Source organism: Microcoleus sp. B5-D4 (genome assembly GCF_036705145.1).
GTDB lineage: Bacteria > Cyanobacteriota > Cyanobacteriia > Cyanobacteriales > Microcoleaceae > Microcoleus.
On record NZ_JAUBTV010000027.1, the window covers coordinates 61300 to 80252 of the forward strand.

Below are 18953 nucleotides of genomic sequence, written 5' to 3' on the forward strand. Positions count from 1 at the left end.
GCGGGTTTAGCTACGCTCTATATTGTTATTGATATCTTGCGCCCTTCTTAGGGACGAACGGGCACGAGCGGCCCGTTCCACAATACATCAATTTTCTTGTGTGGTGGGCATCTTGTCCGCCCCTGAAAGACTTTCAGAACTCGGGAAAAACCTTTGAGTAATCCAAGCAGTTACAATATGAGAAAGCAATCCCATCGGCCCAGCAAAAAAACACAAAGCCAAAGAATGAACCGTCCAAACTCCTGTCCGCTGTCCTTCCAAATAAATCCAGCGCCCGACAAACAAGTCCATCACTAAAAAATGTATCCATCCCGTAGCAGCCGCCGTTTCTTCCCCCAGAAACTTAGCAATATCTGCTAACTTAGGATTGGATAAAGCAGCCGCATTTTCCGCAGTCAGACTGCTACCAAACAAATATATGTACAAAACGGCTAGCACTGCAAACGGAATAAAGGAATTCATTACTTTTCGGGTAATTCCCCAGTTTGGTAATAAAATCATAATTGCCCAGAAAGGCACAACGAACAGATTACCGACATTAAAAATTAGTTCTGGTGTCATAGTTGGCTCTTGGCTCCTGCGAATGCAATGCAATTAAGGATGTTAAGATTACTTTACACAATTTTTGCCAAAATTTCTCAAAACCCGAAAAAAATCTCATTCACAAATGAAATAGAATTGCTATACTTATCTAAAATTTCAAATCTCGCATCTAAAATCGATTAAGGCAGCACAGCCCATGACAAATTATAATAACTTTCCCGATTGGTGCAAGCAAAAAGAGAATCTCTCGCTTGATGCTAAACATACGGTAGAAATACTGTTGCAATTATCAGATACTGCCGAGTGCGATCGAGCTAACGAACTGCTTTCTAATACAACAGAACTTAACCTCAAAAATCTTCAAATTACCGATATCAGCCCCCTCTCATCCTTCACTCAACTTACTAATCTCATCCTCGGCAGTAATCAAATATCTGACCTCGCTCCCCTGCAATCTTTAACTAACCTGAAAACTCTGATTATGGATGTTAATCAAATATCAGATATCAGTCCGCTTTCATCTATAATAAATCTGACTCAACTCGTTCTCGATACCAATCAAATATCAGATATCAGTCCCTTAGCAGGTCTAACGAATCTTACCGCACTTGTCTTGTTTGACAACAAAATTTCCGACATCACTCCGGTGAAAAAGTTAACTAACTTAAAGGCGCTGATTCTCTACAAAAATCAAATTTCAGATATCGCTCCTCTGGAAAATTTAACTGAACTCCAGACACTCTACCTTTACAATAATAAAATATCGGATATCACCCCGCTGGCTTCCTTGAAAAATCTCAAAACGCTGTTTCTATTCGGAAATGAAATATCTGACCTGACTCCGCTGGAATCTCTAACAAACTTAAATAAATTGGTTTTATTCCAAAATAAAATATCAGATATTAGTCCTTTGACATCACTCACTAATTTAATTGAACTTAACCTCGGTAACAATCAAATATCAGACATCAGTCCGCTGAAATCCTTAACTAATTTGACTGAACTTTATCTGTTCAACAATCCGATTTCGGATAGCAGCGCGCTACAAGCTTTAAATAATTTATTTTTACTAGACTTGTACAACAATCAAATCTCGGATATCAGTTCCCTGCAATCTTTGCAAAAGTTGACTACCCTGGACTTGCGCGGGAATCCCATTGTTAATAAAATTTGCCCTGTCAATCCTGAATCAATCTGCCGGTTTTAATTAATTATTAAGGTCGAGGCAAGATAGCAGTTTATAGAGTATCATGTCAAAGGTCAATATCAGGAGAAAGTGATGAGCGGACACGATGCTTTGATGTTAGGATTGCTGCTGTTGCCAGGTTTGGCTTTGTCGATCGCAATTATGGGCGCTTTTGCCGCTGGTGGATAATCAGTTTTGGCAGCAGGCAGATTTTGTAAAAAGTAGTTTTTTCCTCGTTTTCATCGTTCCCAGGCTCTGGCTGGGAACGCATTTCACTCTTGCTCAGCCTCCTGTTTTTTTGCCAGCGAGGCAGAGCCTCTGGATCTCGGTTCCCAGCCAGAGGCGGGGAACCAGTTAATCCGTTGCCGAACTTCCTTCTTCCTGACATCCGTTACATCCGTTACATAATCCGTTGCCGAACTTCCTTCTTCCTGACATCCGTTACATCTGACATCTTGCACCATTCTCAAGAACAGGCAAGATGCCTGTTCCACAAGAGATAAATTTTTTTGTGGAACAGGCCGAAAAGCCTGTTCATAAAAGGTTTATTGACAATGGTGCAAGATGTGAGTTACATCCGTTACATCCGTTACATCCGTTACATAATCCGTTGCCGAACTTCCTTCGCTTACAAAAATTGTGCTGTAACATCCGAATTTACTAAAGTATTCGCGCACAAAATACCCGATGCTGCGACGGCGGGGACGCCAATTCCGGGCATGGTGCTGTCTCCCACGCGATACAAGCCTTTGACTGGTGTTTGCGGGCCGGGAAATGTGCCTTTTCCGGCGGCAATTGCAGGCCCGTAAGTTCCTTGATATCGGCGTAAAAATCGGGCGTGGGTTAGCGGTGTGCCGATCGACTCTAAGACTATCCGCGATCGCAAATCGGGTATAATTTTTTCTAAAGCTTGAAACAGAGATTGCGATCGCTCTTGCTTTTTCTGTTGATACAATTCGCCATATTCCCAACCTTCGTAAGGTTCCAATGTATAAGCGTGAATGGCGTGATGTCCGGGCGGCGCGAGAGTTGCATCCCACACTGTAGGAATCGAAATCATGCAAGTATTTCCGGGTAATGTAATGTCAATCTTGCTGTCGTGAACGACGACGTGGTGGCCGGTTAAACATTCGAGTCCTTCGGCTTTAATTCCTAAATGCAGGTGCATGAAACTGTCTACTGCTGGCATCGACAAAGCGTTTTTTCGGTAGCTTTCCGGCAAATCTTCAGGGCGCAGTAATTTTGTATAAGTATCCCAGATTGTGGCATTTGAAATGACAATTGGGGCGCGGATAACTTCGCCATTTTGCAAGCGAACGCCTGTGGTTTTTCCGGATTCAACTAATATTTGCTCGACGGGAGTTCCCAGGCGCAACTTTCCTCCCCAGCGCTGCAAACCTCTCACTAAAGCATCGACGATCGCACCGCTGCCACCTACAGGATATTCGATCGCACAGCGCGATCGTTCGCCAATCATAAAAGCTATTTCCGGCGCGACAGTTCCGTGCGCTTTCAAACCCGACAGCAAAAAGCACTCCAAATCGATCAAACGCCGCACCCAAGGATCGCGCACATCGCGATCCATCAAGGAACCTGCAGAACCCGCGATCGCACCTACTAGCGGCAACAGCTTCAGCAAAGCAGGCGAGTACCGAGACAGCAAAACAGGTATCAACTGCCAGTCGGATCTCAGTGCTAAAGCCGGAATTCCACGCAAAGCTTCATACAAAACTAATAAGTTTTGTTGAAATTGCTGTAATTCTACAGCACCTTGCGGTGCGAATTTAGCTACAGCATCTAAGTAACTTCTCGCATCAGCATAAATCGGTAAACTTCCCTCTGGAAAATGGTAATGCCCCAGCGGATCGTAAGAAATTGCTGCGATCGATTCCTCCAAAACATCAAAAACTTGCCGCAAAGGATTGAACGACCGGGGGTCAGTCAAACCGCAATAAAAAGAAGGCCCCGAATCAAAGTGAAATCCTCGGCGCGAAAAGCTGTGAGCTGCGCCGCCCGCTATGATGTGGCTCTCGCAGACGAGCACCCGCTTGCCGTAACGAGCTAGCATCGAGCCGGCGACTAAGCCCCCAATACCGCTGCCAATTACGATCGCATCAAAGTCTTGCATTTATCAAATGTGGTATAATTGTATTATTTCTTGCTGAGTGTTGACCCGCCCAAAAACGGGTACCGTGCCACCTACGCTCCTGAGTGGAGATACTAAAATTTTAGACTCAAGTTCTGGTTCCCAGATTCACGGCGCTGCAAGTAAATCTAAAATCTAAAATCTAAAATCTAAAATCGACTGACAGGGTATTTTTATGGGAGGAAAACTATGAAAGCTTTATCTATTTTAGATGAAGTTGTTCGCGAATTAGAACAAGACGTGAATATCTCGCGCATTAAAAAAATAATATTTTTTGCTTGTAAAGAGTTCTGGGAAAACGACCCGGCCCAACTCGCCAGCGCCGATGTAAGGATTTTAATCGAAGAACTGTGCGCCAAATACAGCAGGTTAGAAGATATTGAAGCAGTTTTAAACAGTATAGTCTCTAAGGTTAATAAAAAAACCGAGTATGCTTTAGTAGCAGACCTCATAATCTGTCAACTTAGCAGGCTGTATGAATTTGAAGACTTCACCAAATTAGAAGTAAACATATCTAGTTTTGGCGGTCAGGAAGCTCCCGCATTTGAAGAGCACTTTAGTTCGGAAATACCCAGCAGCGAAGAAAGGACAAGAAACCCCGGCTCTTTATTTGATGTCAGACAAAAAATTTTGCAGCAAACAAATCCGCTGAGGGCGAAAATCCTAATTTTTTCGAGTCTTTATCACGAGTTCACTTTTAGCGATCGCGACTGGCTACTGCTGAAAACTCAAGAACTTGACACTCTGCTGCGACAACTGTTTAATGTCTGTGGCAGCCTAGGCGAACTGGAATCTCATTTATACAGAACTGCTAGCAATCTCGATAACAGAGATGAAAACGACCAAGCTGCGAGCGTAATCATCAAAGCGATGAATCCTTGTTACGCAAAAATGCAACAGGAAGAATCCTATGAAGCCGAATCTTCGGGTAGTGAAGATTACGATCAGACACATTTAAACAACAGTGTTTATGAAGAGAGCGAGATGGTGGACAGGCGCACCGATTCTTTTGATCCAGGCGAGATTACTCACATCCTTCAAGCTGCTCCACCTCACTATCATTATGACCCCCAGAAGAGTTACTTAGTGCCGGACACGGCAGAAAATCTACCGTTTAAAGAACCCGAAACCAGCAATAATTATGCTACCGAGTTCATACAGGAAATGGTAGAAACATTCCCAGTTGCAGAAATGCCGACTATTATCGAAATTTCCGAACCGGCGGCTCCTGTTATTATAAATATTAGCGATTCCATCAAACGAAAGTTGGGATTGGAAGAAGAAATGGCAGAATTAGTCAGTCAAAGCGCTAACTCCGCAACGGTGCAAATAGAAAATATATTCACCCAGTTAGAAGCTGCTTTGAACGGAAAATTTTCTACGGGAAGTGTAGAGGAGCGTTTGTACTGGAAATATAAAAACCTCAGAGAGTATGTAGGGAAAGTTCAGAAGTTTACCGATAAATTGCTGGAAATTTTGATTGAATTGGAGTCAAAAGAAAGCGGAAAATATCCTTCTAAAATCACAGAAACTCAGGTTGACAATATTTCCGACCTACCGCCGGAAAACTCTAGCCATAAAGCAAATCAGTATCAGCTTCTGGAAATGGCAAAACAAGGCAAGCCAAAGGCGATCGCCCAATTGATCAATCAATTGCTACATCCTAAAGGAATTGCTGCTACAGCGGGATTTAAAGACGGTTGGCTCCATGTGATTCTGGAGTCTGCTGAAGTACCAAACCAACACCCTACAGCTACCTACATTCACAAAAAACTGTGTACTTTAAAATCAAAATATCTTACTCATGTGAAAATTCACGGGCGACAGTTAGGCAGCAAAACAGTCTTTTGGACTCAAGAATTTGTCAATCCAACTCATTAAATGCTCGACTCAAGTCTGGGGTGACACAAACTAAGTCGGCCTGCGTAAACTGAAATTCAATAAATTTCATCAAATTTCTCAGACTAAAGTCTGGCGCTACAAAAACTAAGTCCGCCTGCGCGAACAGAAATTTAAGCAGCCTAGAAATAGCAGATTGTACCGGGAGCATCTCATATTTGCAAAAACACTTCTTTCTTCTTCCTTCTGACTCTTTTCTCCTGGCTCCTGGCTCCTGACTCCTAATTCCAATTTCGAGCTTTGCTGCTTTCATTGAGATGCTCCCGATTGTACCTAATTACCAACAAAACAAAAATATGAATGCCAGCGAAATTTTAAGGCGATATACATCAGGAGAACTAGATTTTCAAGGTATGAATCTCAGAGGGGTATACCTGAGCGGTGCCGATTTAATTGGCGTCAATTTAAGTAATGCTGACCTCTGGGGTGCAAACTTAGCGATGTCGTACCTGAGCAGAATTAACCTTCAGCGCGCAAATTTAACTAATGCGAAGCTGTGCGGTGCTAACTTAAATCAAGCGAACTTGAGCGGAGCAAATTTGTCTGATGCAGACTTCCACGGAGCGACTTTGCAAGGTGCAGACTTTCGCAAAGCCAACATCTCTTTGGCAGTTTTTATTGATGCAAATTTGAGCGATGCAGATATGCGAGGTGTGAATTTGCAAGGTGCAGATTTGCGCGGGGCGTGCTTGCGGGGTGCAAATTTGCGGAAGGAGGTACGGATTTTTGAGGGTGCAAATTTGCGGGGTACAAATTTGCAAGGTGCAGATTTGCGGGGCGTCAATTTGCAAGGTGCCGATTTGACTAAAGCTAATCTCAGTCACGCGAATTTGACAGAAGCATCTCTGGGGGAAGCAAATCTGACTCAGGCGAATTTGAGCGAAGCTATTTTAGATGGCATATTTTTGACTGAAGCAACTTTGGTAGAAACAAATTTTTCCTGGGCTGTAATGACAAATGCTAAGTTGGAAAGAGCTGTGTTAATTGATGCCGAATTTGCGGGCGCTAACTTGCGGGGTGCATTTCTTCCTGATGTTAAGTTGAGCAATGCTAATTTAGTTATGGCTGACTTGAGTCGAGCTAATTTGGTGAGGGCTGATTTGAGTCGAGCTAATTTGAATCAGGCAAATTTGAGTGAAGCTGATCTGACTGATGCTTACCTGGCTAGAACAGATTTTCGGGAGGCAATTTTGCACCGCACAAATTTGATTAGGGCAGATTTGAGCACTGCTAATTTAACGGGTGCTCAGTGGCGCGGTACAATTATGCCGAATGGAGAAATCCACGGATAATTACTTGTACTAGCCATTTAACGCTCTCGGCCAAATAATTAATTTAATACTTAAGGGAATTTCATATAATTAAAAAAAAGAGGGCAATGCTGTGTTAGATTCAGGAAAGATTTTACAAGAACGTTATCAATTGCAACAGCGTTTAGGACGCACAGCAGCCGGTCATCAAACTTGGCTAGCAGTAGATTTAGAGTCTCAAGAACAGGTGACGCTGAAAATGTTAGCTTTTAGCCCGGAAATGCAGTGGGAAGAACTCAAGCTTTTTGAACGAGAAGCACAAGTTTTGCAGGCGCTAAATCATCCCCGAATTCCTTGCTATCGAGATTATTTTTCCCTTGAACGGGAAGCGGGAGCAGGATTGCCTTGGTTTGGATTAGTGCAAGATTATATTCCGGGATTTTCACTTCAGGAATTATTAGAAAATGGTCAGCGTTTTTCCGAAAAAAAAGTACGAGAAATTGCCACTGAAGTGCTAGAAATTTTAATTTATTTGCATGAATTAAGCCCCCCGGTTTTGCACCGAGATATTAAGCCGAGTAATTTAATTTTGGGGGAAGATCAGCAGGTTTATCTAGTAGATTTTGGTGCGGTACAAGCTCAAGCGGCGGTGACAGGCGTAACGTTTACAGTTGTAGGAACGAGTGGCTATGCACCCTTAGAACAGTTTTGGGGGCGGGCGGTGGCGGCTTCGGATTTGTATGCTTTGGGAGCTACTTTAATTCATTTGTTAACGGGGGCGACTCCTGCGGATTTACCACAGAAAGATTCTCGGATTCAGTTTAGCGATCGCGTGAGTGTCAATCCTACTTTGGTAAGCTGGATTGAGAAGATGACGGAAATCGGGTTAGAAAAGCGTTTCCCCCTGGCTAGAGAGGCTTTAGCAGCTTTGAAATCGGGAAACATACAAGGGGCTAATCTTCAAATTGAGACTGTTAGGAAAATTGCTAAACCGCCTTACAGTCGCATTCAAGTTAGCAAATCAGCGACGGAGTTACACATTAAAATTCCGGCTGTCTTAGTCAGAAAGCCTTTATTATCTGCTTATCTAGGAACAGTAATGCTAATGACATTCATCCCGACAATTATTCCCTTTTTAACAGGAAAATTGAGCATAGGGGTAGTAATTTCGGTACTTATAATAGGTTTATTAGTTAAGGTTATTTTTGAGATAAAGCAAGTTAAATTTAATCGCAAATTTTTTAAAATAACACATCAGGTATTGGGGTGTAAATACTTACAAGAAACAGGAGAAATATCAGAAATCTTGGGTGCTTTCATTCACAATAACTCTCTTTCGGGAAATCAAATCAAGATTCGTGCCGGTAACGATATGGGAACTTACTTTTATGTTTTAGGAAAAAATTTGACAGAGGTTGAGGCGGCTTGGTTAGCGCAAGAAATTCAAGATTGGTTAAATTTAAGATAAATTTTTGTAGGGCGAAGCCGTGGTGATTAATTTTTTTTGTATAATAGACATCTCCCAACTAAAAATGGGTGACGCGCTCACTTATAGGGTGTCTAACATACAGCAGATTCCAGGTTCATTAAGTACAGTAGCAACAGCTTGTAAACCAGACTGCTTGATCAAAAAATTGATGCTACTTTAAAAGAGTTATGCCAAGGCTTTCAAAAAAAGACCCGAATTAAAGTCAGTATATCTTATTACACGATCGCCCAAAAAACATTGAATTTGAATTCAATTTTCTCCCTTCACAGGCAAAACGATCGCAAACTCAGTGCCAACTCCAGGCTCGCCATTCACCTCAATGCTTCCGCCATGTTTCTCTACCGCAATCTGGTGGACAATTGTCAACCCCAAGCCAGTTCCCTTTCCGACACCTTTCGTCGTGAACAAATGATCGAATATCTGCTGTTTAATTTCCTCTTTGATTCCGGTGCCGTTATCAGCAATTTTAATTTTAATGTACCCTTCGCCGACTAGCTCCGTGCAAATCGTGATGCGGTTGGGATTGGCGGTAATTTCGCTAAAAGTGCGTCCTATATTTGACTCTTCTAAGGCATCGATCGCATTGGCAAGTAGGTTCATGAAAACTTGATTCAATTGACCGGGAAAACATTCGATTTTAGGGAGATTGCCGTATTTAGTTATCACTTCGATCTGCGGGCGGTGTTCGTTTGCTTTGAGACGGTGTTTCAAAATTAAAATAGCGCTATCAATGCCTTCGTGAATATTAAAAGGAACTTTGTAGTCTTTGTCGCCTCGCGAGAAGGTACGCAAACTGTTGCTGATGCTGCAAATGCGATCGCACCCAAGTTGCATTGAATCAATCATCTTCGGTAAATCTTCCAAAAGATAATCGAGGTCTATCTCTTCGGCGTGCTCGGCTATTTCCGATTGCGATGCACCGGAGCGATACAATTCTAAGTGTTCGATAACATCTTCCAAACTCCTCTTACCTTCGCTTAAATTGCCAGAAATAAACCCAATCGGATTGTTAATTTCGTGGGCGACTCCGGCGACTAAATTACCCAAGGCAGACATTTTCTCACTTTGCACGATTTGCAGTTGTGCTTGTTGTAAATTTTTTAAAGTTCTTTCTAGCTGTTGATTTTGCTCTTGCAAAAGTTCGGCTGCTCGCTTGCGATCGGTGGCATCCACAGCCAAACCAATAATCCCGATTGTCTCGCCCTGGGAATTTTTTAACTGCACTTTCGTGATTTCTAAATCGTGTAGTTTGCCGTCAACAAGTCTGAGAATTTCGCTGGAGTAATGCGGCAAATCTTGAGCAAGGCAGGCGGCATCGGAAACCAGACAGCCCGCTGCATTCTCCCCCAGTATATCTTTATAATGATCGACAGCTAGGAAATCGCTCAGAGGCACGCCCACATCTTGAGAAAATGTCTTGTTCAAAAACTGTACTTTACCACTGAGATTCACCATCCAAATCCAAATCGGAGCGACATCAAGAATCGCTTGGAGCATTTTTTTCTGATCTGCAAGCTGAGATTCGGTTCGGCTAATTTTTACTAGCGATCGCTCTAATTGTAGGTTGTAATCCTGATATTTTTTATATAGCAGAGCATTTTGCAAACAGATGGCTGCCTGGGAAGACAGGAGGTTGAGAAGTTGCAGGCGATCGCGGGTAAAAACTCTGGCGGTTAAGCGATTTTCCAGATACAAAATGCCGACTAAGTTGCCGCGATCGAGAATCGGCCAACACAACAGGCTCTGCGGTTGATATTTGAGGATGTAGGAGTCGGAATCCCAATCATGTTGTTGAGCGAGATCCCGAACAATCACAGGTTTCAATAAATTTTTAACGCAGTCAACAATTTTAAGGGGCAAGATATCGCTGTTGTCATTGAGTTTTGCGGATGATAAGTCGATCGCCCATTCGAGTCCCGAATTGTCGATCGCGCTTGTAGCCGCGATTTCCCATTGATTGCCGTTTGCCAAAATCAGCGCCCCTTTGTTAGCTGCTGTATTTTTCATCGCCAGTTGCATCAGTTTGGCAATCAGTCGATCGAGTTCTCTTTCACTAGAGAGCGATTGACAAGCTTTTAGCAGTGTTGAAAAATTCCCGAAATCTGAGACGCTCGCCGAAACAGACGGAGGAATGGATGGATGAAGGGATTGATTTTGCCCAGCAGGTGTTGGAAAATTTGCTAAGGAATTTGCATGGAGTTTTGCGGGTTCTAAAATCTGTTTTAATAATTGAGGATAACGTTTTTCTAAGTCGTCAATTTTTGCTCTATCTCCCCAGCGGACATAGCAATCATAGGCATCTATCATGTAGAGTCTGGCAATTTTTTCTCTTCCCAATGATAGGTAAAACTTAGCAGCGAGTTCGCAGCCCAGAGCTTCTTCATTGACATATTCGTGAGCTTTAGCTCCGGTAATAGCTCGATCGTACAGTTCCATTGCTTCTGCTGTCTGTCCCAAAACGCCGAGCAATTCTGCCTCAATCAGATCGAACTTGTGTTGGTAATTTATCGGCGTATGGTGCGCGAATTCTTTGAGTTTTTTCTGACTAGCCTGAACGCGCTTAAGGATTTGTTGGCGCTCCGCCGGTGTGGCATCTGCATAGAGTGCCAAATCTGCCAGCGCATCATAAAAGTCGTGCATCATCGTTACTAGCATCAAAACAGAATTCCCAAGATAAGGTTTGACTCCATTTCCCCTGTCGATTGGCTACGGATTACGCCTCGAATATATCCCGAATCCTTAGCCTATTTTTCCTAAAATTTATACACCTCCATCTGGCAGGTAACAGTCAAGATTAATTGCAAGATTGGAATGTTTAATGTATTTGTAAATAATCGGTCTGCGTTCAAGTTCGTCGAGAATGTCTGTTCTGTTGAGGACTATTTCTCCCGATCCCATTAACGGTAGCTAATGTAACTTTTTGGGATTTTGGCAGCACCGCGTCCCGGAAATCCTCCGCCACCACGACGTAGGTTTGAGAATTTTAGCGGCGGGTTGTCGGTCTTTCTCGCGCACGAACGGATCGATAGCCGATCGAGAATCTGTGTACAATTGCGCGAGCATCGAGCGATATCCCGGTAATACCGCAGTCCCATCTACTACATCTACTGTTGCCTCCATATCGGCTGACCTCAACTCCGACATTAGCTTGACAAAACTTAGTGTATCTATCTTAGGGCATAAACCGCATAATTTTTGATCCCCCGATCGAAAATTCCAATTATCTGTTAACGAACAACATTTTATACTTTGGCGATCGGGATTAAAGCTTTTTACTTACGTATAAGTTTCTGCTGTTAATCTCAAATGCGATTCAATTAACGCGAAATACCGTAGAAACACCGCAGTATCCTGTGTTTAAAAATACAATTGCTAATTAAGTGAATTTAATATAGCGCGATCGCCCCAATGGACGCTACTATATGGAAAAATTTTACATTAAAAAATGAAAATACAATGTATAGAAATAATAAAAAATCCGTCGTGAAAGGAGTAGCACTCCACTCCCCCCTAGAAAAGGACAGGGCCGTTGCATTGTGGTGAAACCCCCCTGCACTCTACTTCCGGGCTAATAGCCCTCCCAGGGATTAAAACCAAATCAAATAGTAATAGGCAGTAGTCTTCAGATGACCGAAAGCATCCAGGATACAAGCCCTCGGATTCATTCCGAAAGCAGACTCAGGACCCAGGAATAAAAAACCTGTATCCGATAAAGGAGCCCCCGAATTTATCTCGCGCAAGTCAATGCTTCAATTCTAAAATCTAAAATCTAAAATCTAAAATCTAAAATCGATTGACTTTACCTAGATTCCGACAGGGGTTATAACCCCTGTCGGAATGTAGCTTACCGAGAAGGAAACAGCGTTATTTGAGATTAGTCGTCTGTCGCTCTTTTTGCCGCTCGTTGAGGTCAGTCAATATCTAGATTCACTTTCTAGCAAATATTGTCTGAGGCATCTTGAGCATTCTATCTTGCATCTCGTGCTGCATCATTGATATTTTCTTGGCCGCCGCTGGTACCATATCTCAGAGACTCAGTACCCTCTGATACTCTTTCTTTTGCTCCTTGCGTGGCTTCTTTAACAATATCTTTTGCTCCCTTCAAGCCTTCGCGAGTGTTTTCTTTAAGATTAGCAAAGCCTTGTTTGGTTTTGTCGCCAAAGTCATCAGCTTTGCGCTGGGCGGTGCGAGCATCGTCCTTCACCTTGTCACCAACTTGGGTGAGTTTGTCAGGCGCATCGTCCGCTACCCGACGCACGTTTTCGCCTACATTGTTGCTAGATTTCGTGTCAATGCGGTGCTGCGCTTGCTCTTTGAGAAGATCAGCTTTTGCTTCTGTTGTTGTCATCTTTTTGTTTCTGGGATCGACATCGGGGTAGTCGTTCATGCCGCCTTTGAATTCGGACGTTACAGCCCCGGTCGGTACTTCTTCTCTAATTTTGTCGGCAGTTTTTCCTACCCTCGCATCAGCTTTTCCTGCCATCACATCAGTTTTTCCTGCCGCCACACCAGGGCCGCTGCAGGCCGTACTCACAAATACTAAAATGCCAGCCAGAAACACGGTTAAAATTTGTACAGCTCGAATTTTTTTGAGAAATGCAGTTAGTCTGTTCATAAAAATGCTCCTTTCTATTGTGAGATGCTCAAATGCCTGGTGGCTTTGTTGATGTCTAGCCTTACCAAATTAGGCACTTAAACACTTTTTTAAGTATACGAATAGAAACCGTAGCTTTTCATCTATCCCAAGTTACATTCCTTAAGTTGTAGTAGAAGGAAGAAGGAAGAAGGAAGACGGAAGACGGAAGACGGAAGACGGAAGAAGGAAGACGGAATGGACAATCTTCGAGCTTCTAGAAATTATTCAAAGTCCGCACACCCTGCGCCGGACAAGGCAAAGTCGTTTCCCTAGATAGCTGTTTGGTTCTCCATGCGCGCACTATGTTGAAATGTTGTGCGTGTTCGGCTCAAAAAAAAACCTTCTAGTCAGGAACTAGAAGGAAGGTGGTTTATGATCTCAAGTACAACAAGGTCTTTAATCGCAATTGTGGCGACACATCCCGATCGCACACATCTGTCTAATGGCTGAAAGTATGTGCACACTTACTAAGCATTTTGAATCGCTGTTTTTAGACTTTTGCAGAATTCGCCGATCGCCTCTAAACCCTGTTCTGGAGTTCCTTCGGCCAAGCGTTTGACAAAAGCACTGCCAACAATCGCAGCATCTGCACCCCATTCTTTCACTTGGCGAGCGTGTTCGGGTTTCGATATACCAAACCCGACGCCGATGGGTTTGTCGGTGACGGTGCGAAGTTCTTGCAGCAACTCTTTTGCTCTCGTTTCTAAGCCTTCGCGTACTCCCGTAACCCCCGTCACACTGACTAAGTAAATAAATCCTTGAGACTGACGAGCGATCGCTTCTATACGACTTTTGGGACTTGTCGGAGCAACTAATAATGTTAGTTCAATCCCTAATTTGTTGGCAGGCTGAATGAGACTGTCGGCTTCTTCTAAGGGCAAGTCTGGTACAACCAATCCCTGAACTCCAGCACTTTTGATTTGCTGCAAGAAGGTTTCTATACCTCGGTACAAAATCGGGTTGTAGTATGTGAAGAGAATGATGGGCGATCGCAAATTCGGACTAACTTTCGCTACCATTTCCAGCACCGAATCTAACCGCGTTCCCCGCTGTAGAGCCCTTGTAGCAGCGGCTTGAATCACCGGCCCGTCAGCTAGCGGGTCAGAATAGGGAACGCCAAGCTCGATCGCGTCTGCACCGTTATCATCCAAAATTTGCAGTGCTTTAGCCGTTGTCTCCAAGTCTGGGTCGCCAGCAGTAATAAAAGGAATCAATGCACATTGGTGGTTCTTGCGTAACTTTTCAAAACAATTAGAAATAGTCATTAGTTATTAGTCATCAGTCATTGGTCATTGGTCATCAGTCATTGGTCATCAGTCATTGGTCATTAGTCATTAGTCAGCGGTCATTAGTCAGCAATCATTACTTGGCGGTCTATATTCATCTTCCTTAGCTTTTAGTCGGCAGTCTTTATTTCACCGTTGATTGCTAATAACTAATAACTAATGACTAATGACTAATGACTAATGACTAATGACTAATTATCTTTTTCCTGTTCAATTTCGGCTTGAAGTTTGGCTAATTCTTCAGGAGTGAGTGCATCTAGCTGCTTCTGCAAGACAGCTTCTTTGTAGTCTTGCAATTGCTGGCTGTAGGTCATATTTTGAGTCAGTGCTCGAAATAAATAAGTCACCAGCCAGCCAATCAAGCCGGCGACCAAAAATAACTGACTCCAAATCCCTGCATTCATGCTGTCGAGTCCGGCAAATTGCAGTAGCAAGTAGACAAACCCACCTGCTACAAAAAAGCCGACACTGATTCCAATTACGTCAATACGTCGCATTTAGGCTTCTATCTGCCGCCGTTTGGGCCGAAAATTCAAAAACGGAGCTAGGAGGAACATACCTGGGAAGAAGAAGAACATCAAGAAGTACATGAAGCCACGCTCAAAAGAGGTAGCGACGTACCAGCGGCTGTTCAGGTAAGCGTAGGTGGCCGCGGGTACTACCAGGAGGTAGGCTCCTGCCAAGACGGCGTAAAGCAGTAAGGTAATATACATAGATTTGCTTTAGGGGAATAATAACACGGGTAAGTCAGTTGACACGCTCCGTTAGCTGGTTAACTATTGTACCGCTTGCGGAGATCCAGCGCGACTTTTGGGAATTTTTTGATTAGGGGTTGCGTAAATTGGGGTTTTGCCTGTAGAATAAAAGGCTGTTGCTCTTAGTGGCTCAAAACCACAGCAGCTTGACCAAAGGGGGGCGTGGCGGAATGGTAGACGCTACGGACTTAAAATCCGTTGACCCGAAACGGTCGTGTGGGTTCAAGTCCCTCCGCCCCCATCCATTTCAATCGTTTGTGATTCAACGGTTTCAGACTTATTGTCACCAAGATTTCTGTTTTCCGCTCAATTTTCGCGCTAATGGTTTTTTACTATGTCCAAAAGCGCCTCTATATCTGCCCAGTTCGCCCCGGACTTTTTGCGTCAGGCTTTCAACTCCTTGAGCAAATCGGCTGGTTCTGGAAATTGGGCGGCTGTCGGAGCTGAGTTTAAATAGTCGAATAACAAATTATGTGCCGTCGTTAACACATTAATGTCCTCAAAATAGACAATATCTAGCTTCAAGTTTGAGATGAGGCGGGGAGTGCGATCGCAAACTCTGCTCCCCCTCCCAAAGATGAAATTACCTCTATTTTCCCCCGATGTTTTTCCACAATCTGGTAGCAAATTGCCAGTCCGATACCAGTGCCTTTTCCTGGTGCTTTAGTTGTAAAAAATGGGTCAAATAGCTTGCTTTGGATTGCGAGGGAAATGCCAGGGCCGTTATCGCAAATTCGCACCATAATTTGGCTACTGTCCAACTTTTGGGTCTGAATTAAAATCTGAGGAGTTTTCCCTTTTTTAGAGTCATGGGATGATTGTTCTAGTGCATCTATCGCATTTGCTATAATATTCATAAATACTTGATTTAGCTGCGCTGGGTAACACTCTATTTCGGGCAACTCTCCATAGTTTTTGACAACTTCAATTCCCTGCTTGAGCCGACTGTTCAAAATCAACAGTGTATTGTCAATGCCTTCATGAATATCAACTAATTTCATTTGAGCTTCATCTAAGCGAGAGAAATTTCGCAAAGACAAAACTATTTGCCGGATGCGTTCTGAACCTATTTTCATAGATTCCAGCAGTTTTAGTAAATCTTCTCTGAGAAAGTCTAGTTCTATTTCTGCGATTTCTTCTGCGATCGCCTTTGTGGGTTGCGGGTATTCCTGCTGATAGAGACGAAGTAAATTCAGCAAGTTTATAACATACTCGTTGGCGTATTCTAGGTTGCCGTGAATAAAGTTAATAGGGTTGTTTATTTCATGGGCTACGCCTGCCACCATCTGCCCTAAACTGGACATTTTTTCGGTTTGGATTAACTGGGTTTGGGTGTGTTTTAGTTGGTGAAGCGCTACTGTAAGCTCTTCTGTTCTTTCTTCTACTCGCTCTTCCAAAGTTTGGCGAGCCAGCTCTAATTCATGGGTGTATTCTGCTACCCATTGAACTAATTGATTGATGGATTTTGCTAAGGTTCCTACTTCATCTTCTGTGGTGACAGGTGCTTGCAAATCAAAATTTGCTTGTTGAGTAATAGTTTTAGCCACGCTGGTTACAGCTTGGATAGGGATGGCGATCGCGCGACTGGTACAGATGGCTAGAAAAGTAGCGATCACAACTGACACTAACATACTCACTACGATGATTTGCACTCGCAATTTCTCAGCTATATTAAAATTAATGTAGGCTTGTCTTTGCTGTGCCTTAGCTACTTGTGTCATCAAGCTCAAACTCTCTGAGAGCCGCTCAAACTGAACATCGAGCTTAACTGCTCTATCCCCTCTGATTAAATCCAATACTTGCTGCTGCGCCTGTTTAACGTCCTCTGGTTTTAGTGAGGAGGGAGCTATTTCTTTCCAAAAAGAGGTGAGCAATTTAGAATACGAATCTGTCGCAGTTGTGTAACCGTCTAATAATTCCTTTAATTCAGCATAATTTACTGCTAATTCTTCCGAGTATTCTTCACTAAAAGTGTCTATTTCTGCAATATTTTTTTTAACTGCATTAACATCTTTCGAGAACTTAGCAGTTTCATATTCAAACCAGATTGAATCTCCCAAGACAGAGATTAGCCGTTTGGGATGTGACTGCACTGCCTGCACGGAATATTCTAAATCCCTGAGCAAATCTTGTTGCTCGTCGGCGAAGGTTAAAGCTTGGAAAGCTTGCTTTTGGTAATAGTCTCCACAGATCATTCCCCCTGTGGTTCCTAGTACGGCTATTCCAATTGCTAGGGAGTAGCCATAATTAATTTTTTGGGCAATGCTCAAGCGAGAAATGAAACGGTTAATTGCAGTGAAGGGAGTTTTTTTGAGAGGATTTTTAATGTCGCGAGATCCTTCAGTGACAGGGACATTATTTTTTCCTCTATTTACGATAAGGTTTTTGAACCTCACAGCCCTATTCTCTCCCTGTTCAAACTTTTGCATACTGGCAACCTGAGCTAAATTTTAACAACTTTAGTAGTAAATGCACATAAATAAAGTCTCTTATTCGTAGTAGGGAATATTCCCTATAGTTTATGAATTAAGGGCTAAAGCTCTACTACAAATTGGGTATTAGATAAAATTTAACCTTAAAAGACATTCCCCTGACCAATGGCTTTATAAACTTCACGAATCATGTTATAATCACTGTCGTTTGCTGGCACCAGTTTAGCTCCTTGATACTTATCATTAGCTTTCCCAACTAAAATTGCTTCAATTAGCTTATCTTGATTTTCTACCAGGCGAGCGCGCATTTTTTCAACAACAACAATAGGCAGATTGCTACTAGCTACAAACAAATCATTAGGCAAGGGTTGTCCTGTTGCGATTAGCCGAAACTCACTTTCAGATAAACCCTCGCTATTGAGCAAGTCTTTATATCTTGTATAACCGAGTGCTAAGGCATCAACTTCACCCTTTTTGAGAGCCTGTAAACCATTTTTACCCAACATTGAGATTTTGATGTCAGTTTGGGGATTTAATCCAGCGTCGAGGAGAATTTTAGTAGGCCCTAAATGACCGCTGGTTGAACCTGCTTCCCACATAGCTATTGTTTTACCTTTCAATTGTGCTGCTGACTTAATCTCGCTATTGGCACGAACAAGAATAAGTGAGTGATAGTCCGGGCGGGTGATGGCAATGATGGGAACAGCATTTGTCCGGGCCCGCATAATCACATATTCAGATGGCCCTGTTAGAGCTAATTTTAGCTGACCCGACTGGAGAGCTACGGCTGCGGCTATATAGTTATCTACTGGGAAAAATTCAATTTTTTTCTCCAAAACTTTTCCCAGAACAGTCCGAAAGGTTTGATAATTTTGCTGTAAATCTTCTGCACCCTGAACATCAGTTACAGCAAATTCAAGGGTTTCAGGTTCACTTACGGCCAAACTGGAAGAAGTGCGATTAGATTGATTTACTGTTGTAGAACAGCTTGCTACAAACAATAGCGATAACCCAACAAAATGCCGCCGCTTCATAATTTATAGGAGTTTTAGTGGCAGTTGAAAATTGCATAAGTATTATAAGCTATTTGGAATAAGCTTTCATTAAAATAGATTATCCGTTGGTTAAGCTTCAGTCAACTGTTGTGGCAAAATTATTAAGAAAATTTTTATCGAGGGGTTTTATGGTTGCGAGTATCAGGCCGCGGATCTTGTAAACTTAACTCATGAAACGCTGCCAGCTTTAACTCAGGAGCGCTAATTAAATAACTTACAATTTTAATTGTTATTGTGGGATGGGCGTCCCGCCCGTCCTTTTTGGACGGGCGGGAC

16 protein-coding genes and 1 tRNA gene are annotated in these 18953 nt (G+C 42.9%); 5 read left to right on the plus strand and 12 right to left on the minus strand.

The genetic code is table 11. The annotated features are described in order from the left end of the window. Positions 1-87 precede the first annotated feature (87 nt). Complete coding sequence (locus QUB10_RS15035; RefSeq protein ID WP_333203284.1) at positions 88-561, minus strand: ABA4-like family protein; 474 nt, start codon at positions 559-561, stop codon at positions 88-90. Positions 562-739: 178 nt separating this feature from the next. Between QUB10_RS15035 and QUB10_RS15040 the strand changes: the two genes are divergently transcribed. After that, the gene (locus tag QUB10_RS15040; RefSeq protein WP_333203286.1) at positions 740-1750 is read left to right on the plus strand and encodes a leucine-rich repeat domain-containing protein; all 1011 of its coding nucleotides are present in this window, start codon (positions 740-742) and stop codon (positions 1748-1750) included. 251 nt (positions 1751-2001) lie between these two features. On the opposite strand, the gene QUB10_RS15045 is transcribed toward QUB10_RS15040, so the two are convergent. After that, the gene (locus tag QUB10_RS15045; protein ID WP_333203288.1) at positions 2002-2223 is read right to left on the minus strand and encodes a hypothetical protein; all 222 of its coding nucleotides are present in this window, start codon (positions 2221-2223) and stop codon (positions 2002-2004) included. A 134-nt stretch (positions 2224-2357) separates the two neighbouring features. Continuing rightward, a complete protein-coding gene (locus QUB10_RS15050; RefSeq protein ID WP_333203289.1) occupies positions 2358-3857 on the minus strand; it encodes an NAD(P)/FAD-dependent oxidoreductase in 1500 nt (499 codons plus the stop codon). A gap of 207 nt (positions 3858-4064) precedes the next feature. Between QUB10_RS15050 and QUB10_RS15055 the strand changes: the two genes are divergently transcribed. Continuing rightward, a complete protein-coding gene (locus tag QUB10_RS15055; protein ID WP_333203291.1) occupies positions 4065-5756 on the plus strand; it encodes a hypothetical protein in 1692 nt (563 codons plus the stop codon). On the opposite strand, the gene QUB10_RS15060 is transcribed toward QUB10_RS15055, so the two are convergent. Then, entirely contained in the window at positions 5740-6027 is a 288-nt protein-coding gene (locus QUB10_RS15060) for a hypothetical protein (protein WP_333203293.1), read from the minus strand. The two genes, QUB10_RS15055 and QUB10_RS15060, sit on opposite strands and share 17 nt — an antisense overlap. A 43-nt stretch (positions 6028-6070) precedes the next feature. On the opposite strand from QUB10_RS15060, the gene QUB10_RS15065 reads away from it, so the two are divergent. Both QUB10_RS15065 and QUB10_RS15070 read left to right on the plus strand, forming a co-directional pair. Beyond that, positions 6071-7066: a pentapeptide repeat-containing protein gene (locus QUB10_RS15065; RefSeq protein ID WP_333138160.1), complete on the plus strand. Its 996-nt coding sequence runs from the start codon at positions 6071-6073 to the stop codon at positions 7064-7066. Positions 7067-7157: 91 nt separating this feature from the next. Then, positions 7158-8492, plus strand: a complete 1335-nt coding sequence (locus QUB10_RS15070; protein ID WP_333203295.1) for a serine/threonine-protein kinase — start codon at positions 7158-7160, stop codon at positions 8490-8492. A 270-nt stretch (positions 8493-8762) separates the two neighbouring features. On the opposite strand, the gene QUB10_RS15075 is transcribed toward QUB10_RS15070, so the two are convergent. The 6 genes from QUB10_RS15075 to ndhL form a co-directional block, all read right to left on the minus strand. Then, positions 8763-11168 (minus strand): ATP-binding protein, encoded by a 2406-nt coding sequence (locus QUB10_RS15075; RefSeq protein ID WP_333203306.1) that lies wholly within the window; start codon positions 11166-11168, stop codon positions 8763-8765. A gap of 252 nt (positions 11169-11420) precedes the next feature. Then, a complete protein-coding gene (locus tag QUB10_RS15080; protein WP_333203297.1) occupies positions 11421-11633 on the minus strand; it encodes a hypothetical protein in 213 nt (70 codons plus the stop codon). A gap of 847 nt (positions 11634-12480) precedes the next feature. Further along, positions 12481-13128 carry a DUF6658 family protein gene (locus QUB10_RS15085; protein ID WP_333203299.1) on the minus strand — a complete coding sequence of 216 codons (648 nt, stop codon included), beginning with the start codon at positions 13126-13128 and terminating at the stop codon, positions 12481-12483. A gap of 488 nt (positions 13129-13616) precedes the next feature. Next, entirely contained in the window at positions 13617-14414 is a 798-nt protein-coding gene (gene trpA, locus QUB10_RS15090) for a tryptophan synthase subunit alpha (protein WP_333203301.1), read from the minus strand. A gap of 212 nt (positions 14415-14626) precedes the next feature. Then, positions 14627-14932, minus strand: a complete 306-nt coding sequence (locus tag QUB10_RS15095; RefSeq protein WP_333104690.1) for a DUF3007 family protein — start codon at positions 14930-14932, stop codon at positions 14627-14629. Next, positions 14933-15148, minus strand: a complete 216-nt coding sequence (ndhL, locus tag QUB10_RS15100; RefSeq protein WP_193972727.1) for an NAD(P)H-quinone oxidoreductase subunit L — start codon at positions 15146-15148, stop codon at positions 14933-14935. Between the two features lie 198 nt (positions 15149-15346). Here ndhL and QUB10_RS15105 point away from each other — a divergent pair. After that, positions 15347-15431: transfer RNA gene (locus QUB10_RS15105), tRNA-Leu, on the plus strand. 280 nt (positions 15432-15711) lie between these two features. Here QUB10_RS15105 and QUB10_RS15110 read toward each other — a convergent pair. Both QUB10_RS15110 and QUB10_RS15115 read right to left on the minus strand, forming a co-directional pair. Next, positions 15712-17619: an ATP-binding protein gene (locus tag QUB10_RS15110; RefSeq protein WP_333203303.1), complete on the minus strand. Its 1908-nt coding sequence runs from the start codon at positions 17617-17619 to the stop codon at positions 15712-15714. Positions 17620-17765: 146 nt separating this feature from the next. Then, on the minus strand, positions 17766-18656 hold the full coding sequence (locus QUB10_RS15115) for a phosphate/phosphite/phosphonate ABC transporter substrate-binding protein (RefSeq protein WP_333203305.1): 891 nt from the start codon (positions 18654-18656) through the stop codon (positions 17766-17768). Positions 18657-18953: the final 297 nt, after the last annotated feature.

What these genes read in the sequence shown, in the direction of transcription:
- QUB10_RS15035 (WP_333203284.1), bottom strand. Translation starts at nt 561, where the DNA reads ATGACACCAGAACTAATTTTTAATGTCGGTAATCTGTTCGTTGTGCCT.
- QUB10_RS15040 (WP_333203286.1), top strand. Translation starts at nt 740, where the DNA reads ATGACAAATTATAATAACTTTCCCGATTGGTGCAAGCAAAAAGAGAAT.
- QUB10_RS15050 (WP_333203289.1), bottom strand. Translation starts at nt 3,857, where the DNA reads ATGCAAGACTTTGATGCGATCGTAATTGGCAGCGGTATTGGGGGCTTA.
- QUB10_RS15055 (WP_333203291.1), top strand. Translation starts at nt 4,065, where the DNA reads ATGAAAGCTTTATCTATTTTAGATGAAGTTGTTCGCGAATTAGAACAA.
- QUB10_RS15060 (WP_333203293.1), bottom strand. Translation starts at nt 6,027, where the DNA reads ATGAAAGCAGCAAAGCTCGAAATTGGAATTAGGAGTCAGGAGCCAGGA.
- QUB10_RS15065 (WP_333138160.1), top strand. Translation starts at nt 6,071, where the DNA reads ATGAATGCCAGCGAAATTTTAAGGCGATATACATCAGGAGAACTAGAT.
- QUB10_RS15075 (WP_333203306.1), bottom strand. Translation starts at nt 11,168, where the DNA reads ATGCTAGTAACGATGATGCACGACTTTTATGATGCGCTGGCAGATTTG.
- QUB10_RS15080 (WP_333203297.1), bottom strand. Translation starts at nt 11,633, where the DNA reads ATGGAGGCAACAGTAGATGTAGTAGATGGGACTGCGGTATTACCGGGA.
- QUB10_RS15085 (WP_333203299.1), bottom strand. Translation starts at nt 13,128, where the DNA reads ATGAACAGACTAACTGCATTTCTCAAAAAAATTCGAGCTGTACAAATT.
- trpA (WP_333203301.1), bottom strand. Translation starts at nt 14,414, where the DNA reads ATGACTATTTCTAATTGTTTTGAAAAGTTACGCAAGAACCACCAATGT.
- QUB10_RS15095 (WP_333104690.1), bottom strand. Translation starts at nt 14,932, where the DNA reads ATGCGACGTATTGACGTAATTGGAATCAGTGTCGGCTTTTTTGTAGCA.
- ndhL (WP_193972727.1), bottom strand. Translation starts at nt 15,148, where the DNA reads ATGTATATTACCTTACTGCTTTACGCCGTCTTGGCAGGAGCCTACCTC.
- QUB10_RS15110 (WP_333203303.1), bottom strand. Translation starts at nt 17,619, where the DNA reads ATGCAAAAGTTTGAACAGGGAGAGAATAGGGCTGTGAGGTTCAAAAAC.
- QUB10_RS15115 (WP_333203305.1), bottom strand. Translation starts at nt 18,656, where the DNA reads ATGAAGCGGCGGCATTTTGTTGGGTTATCGCTATTGTTTGTAGCAAGC.